Annotated in this window: 16 protein-coding genes; 13 read left to right on the top strand and 3 right to left on the bottom strand. The window is 47.6% G+C overall.

Annotated elements, in window-relative coordinates:
• Nucleotides 1–11 precede the first annotated feature (11 nt).
• Nucleotides 12–1,112, top strand: coding sequence for a redoxin family protein (locus ACLHR0_RS12715; RefSeq protein ID WP_436487037.1), 1,101 nt, complete (start codon nucleotides 12–14; stop codon nucleotides 1,110–1,112).
• Nucleotides 1,113–1,166: 54 nt separating this feature from the next.
• Here ACLHR0_RS12715 and ACLHR0_RS12710 read toward each other — a convergent pair whose 3' ends face one another.
• On the bottom strand, nucleotides 1,167–2,117 hold the full coding sequence (locus tag ACLHR0_RS12710) for a DUF3829 domain-containing protein (protein ID WP_429050710.1): 951 nt from the start codon (nucleotides 2,115–2,117) through the stop codon (nucleotides 1,167–1,169).
• Between the two features lie 171 nt (nucleotides 2,118–2,288).
• On the opposite strand from ACLHR0_RS12710, the gene ACLHR0_RS12705 reads away from it, so the two are divergent.
• A complete protein-coding gene (locus tag ACLHR0_RS12705) occupies nucleotides 2,289–3,389 on the top strand; it encodes a gliding motility-associated C-terminal domain-containing protein (protein ID WP_436487034.1) in 1,101 nt (366 codons plus the stop codon).
• Here the strand turns inward: ACLHR0_RS12705 and ACLHR0_RS12700 are convergent.
• Complete coding sequence (locus ACLHR0_RS12700) at nucleotides 3,386–4,102, bottom strand: sensor histidine kinase (RefSeq protein WP_370908290.1); 717 nt, start codon at nucleotides 4,100–4,102, stop codon at nucleotides 3,386–3,388. The two genes, ACLHR0_RS12705 and ACLHR0_RS12700, sit on opposite strands and share 4 nt — an antisense overlap.
• A gap of 335 nt (nucleotides 4,103–4,437) precedes the next feature.
• Here ACLHR0_RS12700 and ACLHR0_RS12695 point away from each other — a divergent pair, with 335 nt between their 5' ends.
• Nucleotides 4,438–5,103 carry a response regulator gene (locus ACLHR0_RS12695; RefSeq protein WP_429050707.1) on the top strand — a complete coding sequence of 222 codons (666 nt, stop codon included), beginning with the start codon at nucleotides 4,438–4,440 and terminating at the stop codon, nucleotides 5,101–5,103.
• Nucleotides 5,104–5,189: 86 nt separating this feature from the next.
• On the opposite strand, the gene ACLHR0_RS12690 is transcribed toward ACLHR0_RS12695, so the two are convergent.
• On the bottom strand, nucleotides 5,190–5,369 hold the full coding sequence (locus tag ACLHR0_RS12690) for a hypothetical protein (RefSeq protein ID WP_168771290.1): 180 nt from the start codon (nucleotides 5,367–5,369) through the stop codon (nucleotides 5,190–5,192).
• Between ACLHR0_RS12690 and ACLHR0_RS12685 the strand changes: the two genes are divergently transcribed.
• The 10 genes from ACLHR0_RS12685 to ACLHR0_RS12640 all read left to right on the top strand — a co-directional run bounded on the left by ACLHR0_RS12685 (nucleotide 5,359) and on the right by ACLHR0_RS12640 (nucleotide 17,545).
• Complete coding sequence (locus tag ACLHR0_RS12685; protein WP_429050706.1) at nucleotides 5,359–6,093, top strand: polysaccharide biosynthesis/export family protein; 735 nt, start codon at nucleotides 5,359–5,361, stop codon at nucleotides 6,091–6,093. The genes ACLHR0_RS12690 and ACLHR0_RS12685 overlap by 11 nt on opposite strands.
• 3 nt (nucleotides 6,094–6,096) lie before the next feature.
• Nucleotides 6,097–8,448, top strand: a complete 2,352-nt coding sequence (locus ACLHR0_RS12680) for a GumC family protein (RefSeq protein WP_436487032.1) — start codon at nucleotides 6,097–6,099, stop codon at nucleotides 8,446–8,448.
• A 106-nt stretch (nucleotides 8,449–8,554) separates the two neighbouring features.
• The gene (locus ACLHR0_RS12675; RefSeq protein ID WP_370908286.1) at nucleotides 8,555–9,064 is read left to right on the top strand and encodes a transcription termination/antitermination NusG family protein; all 510 of its coding nucleotides are present in this window, start codon (nucleotides 8,555–8,557) and stop codon (nucleotides 9,062–9,064) included.
• Nucleotides 9,065–9,082: 18 nt separating this feature from the next.
• On the top strand, nucleotides 9,083–10,105 hold the full coding sequence (locus tag ACLHR0_RS12670; RefSeq protein ID WP_429050704.1) for a mannose-1-phosphate guanylyltransferase: 1,023 nt from the start codon (nucleotides 9,083–9,085) through the stop codon (nucleotides 10,103–10,105).
• 25 nt (nucleotides 10,106–10,130) lie between these two features.
• Complete coding sequence (gene fcl / locus ACLHR0_RS12665) at nucleotides 10,131–11,075, top strand: GDP-L-fucose synthase (RefSeq protein ID WP_436487029.1); 945 nt, start codon at nucleotides 10,131–10,133, stop codon at nucleotides 11,073–11,075.
• Nucleotides 11,076–11,085: 10 nt separating this feature from the next.
• Nucleotides 11,086–12,432 (top strand): UDP-glucose dehydrogenase family protein, encoded by a 1,347-nt coding sequence (locus ACLHR0_RS12660; RefSeq protein WP_436487027.1) that lies wholly within the window; start codon nucleotides 11,086–11,088, stop codon nucleotides 12,430–12,432.
• 35 nt (nucleotides 12,433–12,467) lie between these two features.
• A complete protein-coding gene (gene gmd / locus ACLHR0_RS12655; RefSeq protein WP_429050702.1) occupies nucleotides 12,468–13,565 on the top strand; it encodes a GDP-mannose 4,6-dehydratase in 1,098 nt (365 codons plus the stop codon).
• A 10-nt stretch (nucleotides 13,566–13,575) separates the two neighbouring features.
• Nucleotides 13,576–15,129 (top strand): lipopolysaccharide biosynthesis protein, encoded by a 1,554-nt coding sequence (locus tag ACLHR0_RS12650; protein WP_436487025.1) that lies wholly within the window; start codon nucleotides 13,576–13,578, stop codon nucleotides 15,127–15,129.
• 3 nt (nucleotides 15,130–15,132) lie between these two features.
• Nucleotides 15,133–16,287, top strand: a complete 1,155-nt coding sequence (locus ACLHR0_RS12645) for a glycosyltransferase family 4 protein (protein WP_436487023.1) — start codon at nucleotides 15,133–15,135, stop codon at nucleotides 16,285–16,287.
• Nucleotides 16,280–17,545: a hypothetical protein gene (locus tag ACLHR0_RS12640; protein ID WP_429050699.1), complete on the top strand. Its 1,266-nt coding sequence runs from the start codon at nucleotides 16,280–16,282 to the stop codon at nucleotides 17,543–17,545. The genes ACLHR0_RS12645 and ACLHR0_RS12640 overlap by 8 nt, the downstream gene beginning before the upstream one ends.

The raw sequence follows: 17,545 nt of genomic DNA, 5'->3' as shown, positions 1-17,545 counted from the left end.
CCACTATTAATATGAAGAAATCAATCGTCCTGTTGGCAGCCACTGTTGGTATGCTGTCGGCACAGGCACAAAACGGTAAGGGCTATACGATTAATGGCGTTATCCACGGCGGGGATAGCGGTAAGGTATACCTGAATACTTTCATGTTGCCAGACCATAAGCCGGATTCCACCATGCTGAAGAATGGAAAGTTTACGTTTAAAGGAAAAGTAGGCTCACCGCAACTGTATTCGATATGGACTGCCGCTGATAAATATAACGGGATATCATTCTTCCTGGAAAATAGCACTATTACCATTACCGCTCATAAGGATTCCATGGGAGCCGCAAAAATAGCAGGCTCGGGAAATCAGCCTTTATATGCCGGGTGGGCGGAAACATGGGAAGCGATACGCCAGAAAGCCGGTAAATTATATCAGCGTGCAGATGCAGCAGAAAAAAACAAAGACAGCGTGGAGCGAAAGGTGGTAGCAGCCGGTTTTGCCGATCTGGATAAAGAACTGGATAGCTCCATTACCGCTTTTGTAAAGCGTTCACCCGGTTCCGCGGTAGCCGCATTTGTGATCCTGGACAGGTATATCAATTATTCCTACCCGGAAAAAGCGGCGGCCGCCTATCAGCTACTCGCAGATCCCGCAAGGAAAACGGACTACGGACTGGCTATCAAAGCCTCGATGGATAAACATGCTAAAATGAGCGTGGGCGCCCGGCCGGCAATGTCGCTGCCTGATAGCACCGGCAAACTGGTGAAATTGACCGACTACAAAGGAAAAGTTGTACTGGTAGATTTCTGGGCCAGCTGGTGTGGTCCCTGCCGTGCAGAAAATCCTAACGTAGTAAAAGCATATCAGCGCTTCCATGATCAGGGTTTTGATATCCTCGGTGTATCACTGGATACCGATAAAAAAGCATGGCTGAAAGCTGTAGGAAAAGATGGACTCACCTGGACGCATGTATCTGATCTGAAGGGTTGGAAAAGTAATCCTGTATTGGAGTTTGGCATTTCAGGCATTCCTGCCAACTTTATCATAGACGGCAGCGGAAAAATAATAGCGCAGAATTTACGCGGAGAAGAATTAGAGAAGAAGCTGGAAGAAGTATTTAAGAAATAGTTACTGGTAGATAAATGGGTAGATATCCGCGATGGATATCTACCCATTGTTATTTTATTTTGTGAAGCTGTTGTATCTGCCGATCATGGTATCCAGCGCGTTATCGAGGGTTTCGAGTTGGCTGTCGGTCATTTCGCCTTTTTCTTTGGCGTCACGCATGATCCTTTTGGCTGTCAGCAGGAACTGATGAAAGCTGTCATAGAAGCTCTTATAATATGAATCTTTGTTTTCTTTCGCGGCATTGGCCATATCCATGCCCGCATGTGCCGCCTGGTTTTTTTCCAGGGCGTCGTAAGCTGCCTGTGCTTTGTCACTGATCTTCGCGAAATCGGCGCCGCCTTCTCCCAGCAGGGTAATGTAATCACGTACCGACTGCATATCGGCTTTCATGGCCAATACGTAATCTTTTATGGGGCTGTCTTTCAGGATGATGGCCTCACTGGCATCTGCTACTTCGTTCACTCTTTTCATCAGGATAGCTTTCTGCTCAAAAAATACCTGGGCGCTGCTGCGGATAGAATCTGCCAGTGCCAGGCCTTTTGCGCCTTTGTCGTCTTTGTAGTCCTGTGCTTTCAGGTAATCATCCAGTTGCGTGTAAGTAGTTTTCAACTTGTCGAACGAGCCTTTAAAGCTGGTTACCTTTTCTTTAAAAAACTGCTGGTCTGCCTTATTTAAGGCATCTACCGGTTCTTCCACTTTCACCTTACCATGACTGATCATATTAATCATAATAGGTTTGATGATACTGCTGAGGAAGGCGGGATTACCTTTGCCAGACAGTAATTCGGTTACACGGTCGGCATTATTAACCAGCCGTACTACGTAGTCGGAGTTCTTGTTAGAAAGGTCTACAATCAGGTTGGTGTACTCAATTACATCATTTGCGGAAGATGCAGATTTATCTTCGTACGCAGCGTTGCTGTCTTTTTTACCAGTTTCATTACATGACGTAAACGTGGTGAGAAGGGCGGTTCCCAGGGCTAAGTACAGTACGGATCTTTTCATGATAAGTTTTTTTCGGATTAAGCTATGGCACAATCGCGTGCCGGGGTATTTTGTGGGCAAAGATATTTTTTCGGGCAAACAAAACAAAAGAAAAGTAAGACGACAAACTACTGGTATGAGTATATGTCATCATTTATATAACCGGTAATTTTAATCCGGTAAATGAGCGGCATGTTTTCAGATCTCACAGTTATATACGGAATACTATGCTGCTGGCTGTTTTTGGCGTTGTGTGTGCCTGCGGAGGCACAGCAGATACCCTTAAGTAACCCTTCGCTGGAAGGCCGTACCGGGAAAGGTTTGGTTCCTTCTGGCTGGCTGGTGGCTAATGGTACGCCGGACACACAGCCCGGTGTTTTTGAAATCCTGCTGGCTCCTTCAGCAGGTAAGAGTTATGTAGGGGTGCATAGTGGTAAAGGATTCCTGGAAGGCATTGCCCAAAAGTTGCCTGCCTCGTTGAAACAGGACAGCACTTATGTATTGAGTTTGGATCTGGCGTTTACACTTTATTATTTGTATCCCGCCTGTTATGGCAACCTGGCGATCTTCGGGGGTAATGCCCCGGGAGATACCGCCGAGCTGTTATGGACATCCGGTAATTTTACCCATGAAAACTGGCAAAGGTATCATGCCATATTCAGACCGCATGGCAACTATACGTATATTTCCTGCTGGGCTTATCCAACAGCGGCCTGTAATAAAAGTATGTATGGAATAGCGCTGCTGATGGACAATCTTTCAGCTATTGACCCATTAATACCGCCTGCTGTGCAGGCTAGTGTAAAGCCCTGCAGTTGCGGGGAAGTAGCCGACGGCAGGATTATGCTGCATGTAACCGGTGGTGCGCCGCCTTACCGTTACCGGCTGGACAACGGGCAATGGCAAACCGATAGCGTGTTTCCCGGGCTTGCAGCGGGTAGCCATGTAGCGGAAATTATGGATGCACATGACTACAGCGCCGGTGTAACCGCTAAGGTGGAATCTCCCTGGAAAAACTGCCTGGTGGTGATGCCCGGTGCTTTCAGTCCTAATAACGACGGTCTAAATGATTTGTTCCGTCCGAAAGTATATGATGTGATTCATGACTACCGGTTACGGGTATATGACCGGTGGGGGGCCTTGGTATTTATGAGTAATGCACCCGAGGTGGGGTGGGACGGGAATTTTAAAGGCACGCCGGCGGGTGTGCAGGCCTATGTATATATATGTACGTTTACAGACAGCCGCAGTGAGCAGCATTTATTGAAGGGAACAGTGATGTTGGTTCGTTAGTAGTTAAAGGTAACCGAGAAAACAGAACCATTTTTGCCGCTGGTAACGCTGATATGCCCGTTGTTGGCGGCAACATAGGATTTTACAATGGCCAGGCCCAGGCCGGTGCCCTCTTTACCGTGAGCGTTTGTTGCCCGGAAAAAAGGCGTGAATAAAAAACGTATATCCGCCTCCGGTATACCGATGCCATTGTCTTTTACTTTAATGCAGAGGTGATTTTTCCTGAAATGCAGGCCGAGTAGCGGATCGCCGGAAGAGTATTTAAACGCATTGCTGATGAGATTAGTGAATATCCCGGCCAGGTGGCTCCTGTCGATGTAGATATTCCGCGGGCGCCCGGATACTTTGATGCGGAGTTGGCGCTGGTCGGCGCGGTTGCTGAAATACTGTTGCCGGATCATACTGGCAAAAATAGGTAGCTCCGTTTCTTCCGGTTGTGTTACAGGGTTGCCGGCTACCATGCTGCCGGTGGTGAGGATGTCGTCTACCATGCTGCTCAAAATGTCTATTTCTTCCTTAATGCGGGATAAATTGCGTTCGTAAAACGGCAACATCAATTCATCTCTCTGCATTTTGGTTTCCAGCAATTCTATGGAAGACGAGATGGCACTGATCGGTGTTTTAAATTCATGGGTAGCCATGGCAATGAAATCCGATCGCATTTCCAGTATTGATTTTTGGCCAACTGCATGCCTTTTGATATGGTTCAGCATACTTCTTTTTTTGGTTGATTCTTAAAAAGGTTTTCTATTTCGAAGGATACCGGGTTAGGAGCGTAAATGGTTCTGTACACAATATACGAAACTTATTCATATTATTAAAAAAGTAGCATTTGGTTGCATTTATTTAACATGTAGTGAGAATTTATTTACATAGAATTTATTATAATATAATTACTTGAGCGGACTTATTTTTCTTTCATCTGTATATAAGCCTTTAACATATTCATAAAAAATTATACTAGATAACTATCATTTTTCCGACTATATTTACTATCAGATTATTTTAATAAACCATATCATTTCGAGCACCATACCCCCGTTTAGCCATGATCAACATTGGAATCATTGAAGACAACCATTTTCTGCTAAGTAATTACCGTGAGTTCCTGGAGGACTTCCAGGAGTGTAAGGTCATGTTTGCCTGCAAATCGATAGAGGAATTTATGGACTTGCCGGTTACTTACCCGGATGTAAAAGTAATCCTGTTGGATATCACCTTGCCAGGTATATCCGGCATTGAAGGGCTCCGCGAAGTAAAGCGGGTGTATCCCGATACAAAGGTGATTGTATTATCCGGTCATGAGGAGCAGCAATATATTATTGAGGCCATTAAAAATGGTGCGAGTGGATATGTGATTAAATCCAGCCGCCTTAGTGATATCTATCAGTCGGTGATGGACACCGTGCAAAGCGGCGCTTCTTTATCTCCCCGTGCTGCCCATCTGCTCATTACTCATATCAATAAAGATCCGCTGGAAAGTATCAAAGACAAACTTACCCGCAGGGAGTATGAACTGGTAGCCTTGCTCAAGGAAGGCTACTCATATAAGGAAATGGCAGCCAAGTTGTTTGTAACCGTGTTCACTGTAAACCAACATCTGAAAAAAGTATATTTTAAATTAAATGTTTCAACCAAATCTGAGTTAATCTCAAAAATTTTATCAAATAATTTATTCATCGCCCTGTTTTTTGCCCTTCTTCAGATAAAATAATCAAATTTTCGTTTTTGGTAATATGTCAGTGGCTGTGAACGGTAAGTTACTTTAATAAGTAAGGACTCCAAACTAATCGTCTCAATTTATACTGTAGTGAGTAATTGAATCCCACCCCGTTCTGAAGTAATATTGTATTGAGAGGAACGGTCAGTGTAAGTGATGATGTTAAATGCCATATCGATGATATTGAAAGCCTGCTTAACCTGGATAGGATTGGGATTGCTATGCTTGAGTTGTTTGTTTACTTCGTGCGTGTCAACCAAAAATGCTGTTTATTTCAATGATGTAAGGGATACGGTGCTAATGCCGTCAGATAGCAGTTTCGACCCCCGTATCCAAAAGAACGACATATTACAGATCAACGTAAGCAGTCTTAATCCGGAGGATGTGATCATTTATAATGTATCCAACATGACCTCCGCTTCCGGCGCAGGAGGCGCCAATGCAGGAGCCGGTGCCATGCTGGGAGGCTTCCTGGTAGATGAACAGGGATTTATACAGTACCCCGTACTGGGTCCCGTAAAAGTAACAGGCCTCACCAAAAAAGCACTCACCGTATACCTGCATGATCAGCTCATTGAACGAAAGCTCCTGGTAGATCCGGTAGTGAGCATACGGTTCCTCAACTACCGTGTAACCATACTGGGAGAGGTAAGTAAACCAACCGTAGTAAACGTAACCAACGAAAAGATATCGGTCCTTGAAGCATTGGGAATGGCGGGAGATATAACGGTGTTCGGTAAACGGAATAATATTCTGTTGATCCGGGAGATAGACGGGCAGCGGATTATACGACGCATCGATCTGAACGACAAGAGCATTCTGAACTCACCCTACTATTTTCTGCAACCCAATGATATCCTATATGTAGAACCCAATAAGTCAAAAGTGGCGACGGCTGATCGTTCGCGGCAAATCCTGCCAATTATTCTCAGCAGTCTTTCACTACTTGTTATTATCCTGGACCGGTTAGTTATAAATAATTAGGTTATGCAAAAAGTTAACGGACATAAAACCCAGCACACGGAAGCGCCTCAGAGTTTGCTGACTATCATCCGCTCCCGCTATCTGCCATACTGGCCTTTCTTTGCAGGAGCCGTAGTAGCCGCACTGATAGCTGCTTTCCTTTATCTCCGTTATGCCACTCCGCTGTATAAAATATCCGGCGTGCTCCTGGTACAGGAAGCTACCAATGGTCTCGGCGCCAGCGATATGCTGCAGTCGCTCGACCTGATGGGTGGCAGCAAAACCGTGATGGAAAATGAAATAGAAATCCTGAAATCACGCACGCTCACAAAAGAAGTGGTAAGGAACCTGAATCTTTATGGAGAAGTAATAGAAAAAGGAAAAATAAGAGACGTTGTACTTTATAAAGATAGCCCGGTGAAATTTACCTTCCTGGAACCGGAGTCTATCCAGATGGCTTCTACCGGCAACTGGCCTTTTACTTATGATCCTGTGCAAAAGCGTATAGCCATCGACGGTAAAAAATATCCGCTGAATGATACGGTACAAACCCGTTGGGGAAAAATGCTCATCCAGGCAAAAGCCCGGCATACAGATACCACCGCTGGTTATGTACTGCATATCATGAACGAAAAAACATGGATGCAGATCATCCTCGGTACCATGAAAATTATGCCTGCCGCGAAAGCCGGCAGTGTAGTGGATCTTGAATATACAGACGAAGCGCCGGAACGTGGGGAAGATATTGTGAATGAACTCATCCGGGTATATAGCCAGGCTGCCGTGGAAGATAAGAACAGGACTTCCGCAAACACCATGCGCTTCGTGGAAGAACGCCTGCGCATCGTGAGCACAGAACTGGGCCAGGCAGAAACAGAAGTGGAACACTTCAAAACCTCCCAGGGTATTGTGGATATCAGCGAACAAAGTAAAATATTCCTGGCAGGCGTGCAGGAAAATGACCGGAAGATCAGTGAAGCCAATATGCAGATCTCCGTACTGGATGCCATTGAAAGATATGTTACCAGCCAGAATCCGGGAGGTAACATTGTACCCGGTACATTAGGACTTTCTGATCCGGTGCTGCTGGAGCTGGTGAGCAAGTTGTCTGAAACAGAATTACAACTGGAGAGACTCCGCAAAACCACCGGCGAAAACAGCCCGCTGCTGGCAAGCCTCACACGGCAGGTAGATCGCCTGAAACCTGCTATCATGGAGAACATCGGGAGCTTGCGCGCCAATCTGCAGGCTGGTTTAACACGCCTTCAGGCGGAGAACAGCCGCAACATGGGTATCATCCGCAGTGTACCCGGAAAAGAAAAAGCATTGCTGGAAGTAAGCCGGCAGCAGGTGATCAAAAATAATATTTACACCTTCCTGCTGGAGAAAAGAGAAGAAACCGCACTGGCATACGCGGCCGCCGTATCCGACAGCCGCGTGGTAGATGCGGGGGAAGCAGCAGCCTATGCTTTCAGTCCGCAGAAACCAATGGTGTACGGTATCTCTGTACTGGCGGCACTTGCTCTGGTAGCAGGATTTGTATCGCTGAAAGATATGATGAACCGTGAGGTGATGTTCCGGGCAGATATTGAAAAAATAACGACGGCGCCGATTGCAGCAGAAATTATGTACCACGACAGCAAAGATGCGATCGTGATGTCCAATAACAGCAGAACAGCCGTTGCAGAACAATTCAGGGCATTGAGAACGTCTTTGTCTTATATAGGTTTAAACGGCGATCGCAAAACATTGTTGATAACCTCTTCCATATCTGGCGAGGGAAAGAGCTTTATATCCGTTAACCTGGCCATGAGTTTGTCGCTTGCCAAAAAGAAAGTAGCCCTGCTGGAGTTTGACCTGAGAAAGCCAATGGTCAGCAAGATGCTGAGCATGCGCGCGGATCCGGGTATTACGAACTACCTCGTTGGAAAAGCATCACTGCAGCAGATATTGCAACCTGTTGGAGACAACGAGTACCTGTATTTACTGTCTGCCGGTATTATGCCGCCAAACCCGAGTGAACTTATTCTGAATGGTGAACTGGAAAGGTTGCTGAGTGAACTGAAAGAACGTTTCGATTATATCATCATTGATTCTGCCCCTGTCGGACTGGTAACAGACGCCCGCCTGATAGCGCCCTATTGCGATGCTACGTTGTATGTGGTGCGTCACCAGCGTACTCCGAAAAATTATCTTAAACTGATTGAAGAGTTGTATCAGAATAAAGAATTAGGAAAACTGAACATTGTGTTTAACGGTATCAAACGGCAAGGTGTGGCAGGATACGGATACGGATCCGGATATGGTGATATTAACGGATACGGTTACACGGAAATAACAAAGAAACCCGGATTATTCAGGCGCACCGTAAAGTAAATGCAGCCCGCTATAGTCGAATTAAATAACAAAGGGCGAAGTCATGCCCGTTCCTGCCTTTATAAATTCTACACAAAACTATCCGATCACCTAAAAACCGGCTACTATGTTTAATGAACAGCCTCCGGTCTGGTATGCGGTATATACCCGGCCCAAATGCGAAAAAAAAGTGGCAGACCTTTTCACCCGTAAAAAGGTGGAACACTACGTCCCCGCTAAACCATTGGTACGTGCCCGTAAGATCATCCAGGAACCTCTTTTTCCATCCTACGTATTCGTACACATTCCTGAAAGCAGGAGTTGGGTGGTAAAGGAAACAGACAACGTGGTCAACTTCGTATACTGGCTGGGGCAACCGGCCGTGATACCAGACCACGAAATAGCGCTCATCCGCCATTTTCTCCGTGATTATGAAGATGTATCTGTAGAAAAATTTCCTATCCGGGCAGAGGAAGAAGAAAACCGTTCTCCTTCCACCGCCAGGATCTTACAGATCAGCCGTAACCGCGTGAAAGTGGAACTGAATAGCCTGGGCTGCATGCTCGTAGCAACAGTGCCATCCAGGGAAATAACGGTGGTCACCGGCCATAAAACGGTGAACGGACATCATTACTGACCATAAACCAATCATCCTATGATGCAGCATATTCTCCTTTGCGGTGGCTCCGGCACCCGGTTATGGCCTTTGTCCAACCAACAAACGCCCAAGCAGTTACTCACCCTGTTCGACGGCTATAGTCTTTTACAACTCGCTTTCCGGCGAAACCGTTTTGCCTGTAATAAAGTAATGGCGATTGTTAATGAACAACAGTCCGAAATTGTTCAGGAGCAACTGATGCAGGCAGGCGCAGCTGCCCCGGTATGCCTGGCCGAACCGGTAGGCCGTAATACTGCTGCTGCCATTGCCCTGGCTGCCTTTACAGCGGAGCCGGAAACCATACTACTCATCACTCCGGCCGATCACCTGATTGGTACGCCCGACCGCTATGCCATGGCCATTGAAACGGCCGGCCTGCTGGCCGCGGGAAATCATATTGTTACCATCGGCCTGGTGCCTACACGCCCGGACACCGGATTTGGCTACATCAGCTACTCCGGTCATGATGTGCTCCGCTTTGTGGAAAAACCCGACCGCGCCGTAGCAGAAGCCATGCTGGCCGCCGGCGGCTTCCTCTGGAACAGCGGCATTTTCTGCTGTAAAGCACGCATCATGCTGCAGGAGCTGCAAAAACATGCACCTGCTATCTATGAAGCCGCTGCCATCGCCGCGGAAGAATGGAAACAAACCGGTGTGTTGTCGAAAGAAAGTATGGAAGCCATTCCTTCAGATAGCATCGACTATGCCGTGCTGGAAAAAAGTGACATCGTAAAAGTAGTGCCCAGTAAAATGGACTGGAGCGATGTAGGCAGCTACGAAGCATTGGCAGACGCATTGTCGCAACACTACCAGTACAGGAATCACCAGGCGGTTTTTATTCAAAGCGATCCGCATAAAAGTATGGTAATCGGAAAAGATAAATTGGTCGCATTGGTGGGCGTGGAAAATATGGTGGTGGTTAATACAGAAAGCGCACTGCTGATCATGCAGAAAGGAAGTGGACAGGATATTAAACAACTGCATCAATGGGTAAGGGAAAACCGCCCGGAGCTGCTCTAAACATAAACACAATCAATCAACACGTATGGAGGCAAACGATCTTATATATGTAGCCGGCCACCGCGGAATGGTAGGAAGTGCTATAAAAAGGAGACTGGAAACTTTAGGTTACCAGCACATTATTACCCGCACCTCCGGCAGCCTGGATTTACGCAATGCCGCCGCAGTGGATGAATTCTTTGCAAAGGAAAAGCCGGCATATGTATTCCTGGCAGCCGCCAAAGTAGGTGGTATACATGCTAATAATACTTACCGCGCAGAGTTCCTGTACGATAACCTCATGATTGCCGCCAACGTTATTCATTCGGCATGGAAGCATAACGTTACCAAGTTGCAGTTCCTGGGGAGTTCCTGCATCTACCCGCGCATGGCGCCGCAGCCAATCAAAGAAAGCTTTCTGCTGACAGGCACGCTGGAACAAACCAATGAGCCCTACGCAATTGCAAAAATTGCCGGCATCAAATTATGCGAGGCTTACCGCGATCAGTATGGCTGCAACTTTACCAGCGTAATGCCTACTAACCTGTTCGGCATTGGCGATAACTATCACCCGGAAAATGCACATGTTTTACCGGCGCTGATCCGCCGGTTTCATGAAGCGAAAGTAAATCAGAAACCATCCGTAACAGTATGGGGCACGGGCATGCCTAAACGGGAGTTTTTATTTGCAGATGACCTGGCAGATGCCTGTGTATATCTCATGCAGCATTACAATGATAAAGAACCGGTGAACATCGGGATAGGAGAAGATCTCACCATTAAGCAACTGGCAGAGTACATCCGGGAAGTAGTTTGTTATGAAGGGGAAATCATTTTTGACGCTACCAAACCCGATGGCACGCCGCGCAAGCTGATGGATGTATCCAAATTGCATCGCCTGGGATGGAAACACAGCATCAGCCTGAAAGAAGGACTGGTAATGGCTTACAGGGATTTTCTGCAACAGGATCAGTTCAAATTACAACCTTAAAACCAGTGGTATGAAAGTAGTCATTGTAGGAACAGGATATGTTGGACTGGTTACCGGCGCCTGCCTGGCTGAAGTGGGAACCAGTGTTACCTGCGTGGATGTGGACGCAGCAAAGATAGCACGGCTTCAGAAAGGGGTATTACCCATTTATGAACCTGGTTTGCCTGAAATGGTGATGCGTAATCAGGCAAGCGGCCGTCTTTCTTTCACTACCTCGCTGGCCAGCGCATTGCCCGGAGCTGAAGTGGTATTTATTGCCGTAGGCACACCACCTGGAGAAGATGGCAGTGCAGACCTGAAGTATGTATTACAGGTAGCGCATGAGGTAGGACAATACATGGAGCATTACCTGCTGCTGGTAACCAAAAGTACCGTGCCTGTTGGCACCGCCGCCCGCGTGAACCGCGCAGTAAAGGAGAGCCTGTCGGCCCGCCAGCTGATCATCGATTATGATGTGGCTTCCAACCCGGAGTTCCTGAAAGAGGGCGCCGCCGTAAATGATTTCCTGAAACCGGATCGTATTGTCGCCGGCGTGAGTACTACCCATGCCCGCGAAGTGCTGGAACAATTATACCGCCCATTTGTGTTAAACGGACACCCGCTGCTTTTTATGGATATCGCCTCTGCGGAGATGACCAAGTACGCAGCCAATGCCATGCTGGCCACCAGGATTTCCTATATGAATGATATCGCCAACGTATGCACGCTCGTGGGTGCGGACATCAACCAGGTGCGTAAAGGCATCGGCAGCGATCCCCGCATCGGGAAACACTTCCTGTATCCCGGCATTGGCTACGGTGGTTCCTGTTTCCCCAAAGATGTAAAGGCCCTGATCCAAACCGGCCGCGAATATGGCTATCAGCTTCGTATCCTGGAAGCAGTGGAAGCCGTGAATGAAGATCAGAAGAAAATATTATCCGATAAAGTGCTCCGTCACTTCGACGGCGACATCAAAGGTCGCACGTTCGCCGTATGGGGACTGTCTTTCAAACCCAACACCGACGATATGCGCGAAGCGCCTTCGCTGGTGCTGATCAACAGCCTGCTGGAAGCCGGCGCACAGGTTCGTGTATACGATCCCGTTGCCATGGAAGAGGCGCTTCACCTGCTGGGCGACAGCGTCACCTTTGCGGATGATATGTATGCCGCCGCTGCAAATGCAGACGCCGTATTGCTGGTAACGGAATGGAATGCCTTCCGGATGCCCGACTGGCCACGCCTGCGCAGCCTGCTGCAAACGCCGCTGCTGTTCGATGGCAGGAACATCTATGATGACGTACAACTGGTAAAACATGGGTTCACTTACTATGGTATCGGCAATACAGCTGCTACCCCGGTAAATGCCCTTATGCAATAACTTATTTCTTTTTATCACTAAAAAATAACGATCGTATGAAAGTAGCCCTGATAACAGGTATTACCGGCCAGGATGGCGCTTATCTGGCAGAACTGCTGCTGGGAAAGGGATATATGGTGCATGGTGTAAAACGCCGCGCTTCGCTGATCAACACCGAAAGAATTGATCACCTCTACCAGGATATGCACAGTGAAAATGTGCGCTTCCGTTTGCATTACGGCGATATGACCGACAGCACCAACCTCATACGCATTATACAGGAAACCCAACCGGATGAAATTTATAACCTGGCTGCCATGAGCCATGTACGGGTAAGTTTTGATACCCCGGAATATACTGCCAACGCAGATGGTATAGGCACGCTGCGCCTGCTGGAAGCACTGCGCATCCTGAAAATGGAAAAGAAAACACGCATCTACCAGGCCAGCACCTCCGAGTTGTACGGACTGGTACAGGAAGTACCACAACGTGAAACAACGCCTTTCTACCCGCGCAGCCCATATGCTGTGGCGAAGTTATACGCCTACTGGATTACGGTAAACTACCGCGAGGCTTATGGAATGTATGCCTGCAACGGTATCCTGTTTAACCACGAAAGCCCGCTGCGCGGAGAAACTTTCGTAACCCGGAAGATCACCAGGGGCGCTGCTGCGATCGCACTCGGACTGCAGGATAAACTGTACCTCGGTAACCTGGATGCACAACGCGACTGGGGCCACGCAAAAGATTATGTAGAAGCCATGTGGCGCATCCTTCAACAGGAAACACCTGATGACTACGTAATTGCTACCGGTATTACCACTACCGTGAGAGAGTTTGTACGCATGTCCTTTGCAGAACTGGGTATCGAAATCGCCTTCACCGGCACCGGTGCTGAGGAAGTGGGTACCGTAGCTGCCTGCACAAACGAGGTATATGCGTTGCCGTTAGGAAAGCAGGTAGTCGCTATTGATCCGCGTTATTTCCGCCCTACGGAAGTAGAGCTGCTGATAGGCGACCCTACCAAATCCAAAACAGTACTCGGATGGGAACCAGCCTACGACCTGGCTGCACTGGTAAAGGAAATGATGGCCAGCGACGTGGCATTGTTTGCAAAGAAAGAAGTGACACAACTGGAACACTTAATCGGATAATTAAATCAACATGCAGGTAGCGAACAGGGTGATATTAAATACAGGCGCGCTTTACGGACGGATGCTGATCACCGTTTTTATTTCCTTATATGCCACCCGGCTGGTACTCAACCTGCTGGGCGCGGCAGACTACGGATTGTTTAACCTGATCAGCGGGGTCATTGCCATGTTGTCTTTCCTGAACATGGCAATGACCATCAGCACGCAGCGGTATATGTCTTTTCACCTTGGCACCAAAGACGCACACAAACTGAAAGTGGTGTTTAACTCCAGCGTATTGCTGCATTTTGTACTGGGCCTGGCATTGGTGCTGCTGTTTGAAGTGATAGGCAGCTATCTTTTTGATCATGTGCTCAATTATCCTGCATCCCGCACCATGGCTGCCAAACTTATTTTTCAGTTCATGGTGGTCAGCGCGTTCTTTACGATCATCTCTGTGCCTTACGATGCTACATTGATTGCACAGGAAAATATGGTGATGGTAGCTATAATGGGAATAGTGGAATCCGTAGGCAAACTGCTGATAGCACTCAGCCTGCAATACACTTCATACGACCGGCTCATTGTGTATGGCGGCCTTATGGCATTGCTCACCGTATTACTGCTGGTGTTTAAGCAGGTGTATTGCGCGGTGAAGTATGAAGAAAGCCGCATCCGCATCCGGCAGTATTTCGACAAAAGCCTTTTGAAAGAAATGTTTGCCTACGCAGGGTGGAATATGTTTGGCGCCGGCAGTTTTGTAGCACGCAACCAGGGCATCGCTCTTCTGCTGAATGTTTTCTTTGGCACCATCGTTAATGCGGCTTATGGCATCGCTAACCAGGTGAATGCACAGCTCAGCTACTTTTCTGTTACCATGCTGCGGGCATTAAATCCGCAGATCATTAAAAGTGAAGGCAGCGGCGACCGTCCGAGGATGCTGCGGCTGGCCATGATTGCCAGCAAGTTTTCCTTTTTCCTGCTGAGCCTTTTCGCCATCCCCATGATGATAGAAATGCCATTTGTATTACAATGCTGGCTGAAACAAGTACCTGATTTTACCGTCATGATGTGCCGCCTGATTATCATCGCTACATTGATTAACCAGCTGTCGTCGGGCATACAGGTAGCGGTACAGTCGGTGGGGAAAATAAGAAAGTACCAGGTGGTAGTCAGCACAATGGTACTGTTCAATTTACCCATTGCCTGGTTGCTGCTGAAAGCAGGATATCCGGCCGCTACGGTATTGATCAGTGCCATCGCCATAGAAGTTGTAAGCGGCATTTACCGCATGATGGCGGCGAAAACTATTACGGGCTTATCGCCGGCAGTGTTTACCCGGCAGGTGATCATCAAATCAATAGTGCCGGCATTGCTGGCAGCCGGACTGGCCTGCATCCCGCAACTATTCATGGGGGAAGGATTTATGCGGCTGGGCGTTACCACAACAATAAGTATCATCAGCATCGTATTCCTCATCCGGCTCATCGGGCTAACCACCGATGAAACTGCGAAAGTGGAACAATTACTCAACAGGATTTTCACAAAACTACAGGCACGGCTAGTGGTATTAAAAGCGAATTAAGATATGAACATTCTTTTCTTCACAGACATATCTCCCTTCCCGCAAAACGGGGGAGAACGCATCAGGAGTTACTACCTGATCAAAGCTTTGTCGCAGCTCGGTTATGAGGTGATTGCCGTGGTACAGAATGTGGAGAAGGTGGACCTGCAAAAATACCATCTCCCTAACGTTACTTTTTATACTTATGAAACAAAACCTTTCGATCTGCTGACCCGCATTACGGGTAAGCAATACTTCCAGCGCTCTGCCACCGTTATGAGCATTTTTGAAGAGGTGTGCCGCGATTATCCGCTGGCAGCAGCTATCCTGGACTATGGCTATGTAGGTCATTATATTTCTTATTTCAGGCAGAAACAGATTCCCGTTATCCTGGGCACGCACAACGCACAGCCCATGATTACCTGGCAGCTGCCCTCAAAAAATATTGTGGATAAGCTGCGCAAGTGGCAGCTGTTCAGTATGGAAAAACTACATGAGCGCATGTACTTTAACAAAGCTGCTGCGGTACTGGTAGTTAGTGAAGATGATAATGCCTATCACACACGCTTCCTGCCTAAACAGAAAGTTTTTACGGTTCCCAACTTCCTGGACGCAAAGGATTATCACTTCACCGGGAAGAAGCAGCAGCGTGTGCTGGTGATGACGGCTAACTTCGGCGTATATATGAATTTTGCCGGCCTCAAATGGTTTATCGAAAACGTGTGGGATGATGATCTGGCCGGAAAGTACGACCTGTGGCTCGTAGGCAGGGGTTCTAAAGAAGCGTTGAAACAAATTACCGGCAAAGAAGAATATCGCAATATTGTAGCCTTTGGAAAGGTGGATGATGTGAAGTGGTATATCTCCGTGGCCAGCGCAGTGATCATTCCGTTAGTGCATGGCAGCGGTACACGCCTGAAATGCCTGGAAGCAATGGCACTCAGTACACCGATTATCAGTACCCGGAAGGGAGTGGAAGGCGTGAAGAGTCATCACTTTATTGTGTCTGATGAACCTGAAGCGTTTAAGCAATCCCTGCTGGCTTTTGATCCGGAAACGGATAAGGGCGCCCGGTTACGGGAAGATTTTTTACAGGAATACAGCCTGGACGTAAACCGGGAACGGCTACAGCAAATTGTTCACTACGCGGTTCGCGATAAAATGCCTGCCTATGTTTAACCGGATCAAAATAGCCATGTACACTTTGTTGAGTGGCGTGAATGTAGCACTGGTAGGCCAGTTGAAGCTCAATGAGATCATGGTGCTGCTGTCTACCCCCTTTGTATTTGACCTGCGGGACTTTAAAGCATACCCCATGTTCCGCAAGATCATCTTTGCATTGGTAGCGCTCTTTGTGTTCCAGGCTATTACTGATCTGTTTATTGTACATAGCTCTTCAGAGAATTTCATGCGGGGCTGGGCGGCCATCATTATGTCTATCCTCTCTTTTATTTTCCTGTTTAAAACTTTGGAAGATGACCAGGCCATCTTCTTCTTCCTTTGCATGACCCTTATCAAAAATATTATCTGGACAGATGATAATGCCGATACGGATATGTCGTACTTCAAATTTAAGATGGTACCTATCCTGTCGTACGCTGTTTATATCTGTTCTTTCCTTTTATATCGCAGAGGACAATGGAAGGCAGTGCTGGCGCTGCTATTAGGCTACAGCCTGTTATGTTTTGCCCGCGACTCGCGCTCAACAGGCATGGTCTTTTTCCTGGGCGCCATTATCATCTACTGCTTTAACAGTGGTATGTATCTCACCCGCGACCGGTTGCTGGTGTTTGGGATTGCAGGCGCTATCCTGTTCCAGTTTGCCTATGTATGTTATGTAAATGCAGTGATGAATCATGAAATAGGAGGAGATCATGCTTCCGAGCAAATCGACCGGCTCGATAATCCTTATAATCCGTTGTCATTACTGATGACAGGCAGGGGCGAAACCTTTGCTGCAATGGCAGCCATTGCCGATGCACCGCTGTTCGGTCATGGTTCCTGGGCAAAAGACGACAACCTGCAATATTACCGGATCCTGTTGCTGTACCAGAATGAAGAAATGAATGAACAACTGGCTACCTCAACAGACCACCTGATCCCCAGTCACTCGATCCTGTTGGGGGCCTGGGTAAACTGCGGGCTGGGTGGATTTATTGCGGTACTGCTGATATTCATATTCCTGCTGAGAATGGGATTTTACCTCATTCGCAACGCTGCGGATACAGCATTGTACCCGGTACTGGTACTGATGACGATTGGGGTAATATGGACTTTTCTTTTTTCCCCCATCCAGCAACTAAGGTTTAACATACCTGCCATTGGTGCAGTACTGTTGCGCGCCTACTATGATTTTATGGAAGAATCTGCCACGGAGGAAGTACCCGTACAAATAAATGAAACGATCGATATGCTATCTCCCGAAGGGAAAATATAA

Source organism: Chitinophaga sp. ARDCPP14, assembly GCF_051362515.1.
In the GTDB taxonomy this organism is placed as follows: Bacteria; Bacteroidota; Bacteroidia; order Chitinophagales; family Chitinophagaceae; genus Chitinophaga.
This window is presented reverse-complemented; position numbering and strand designations above follow the sequence as displayed.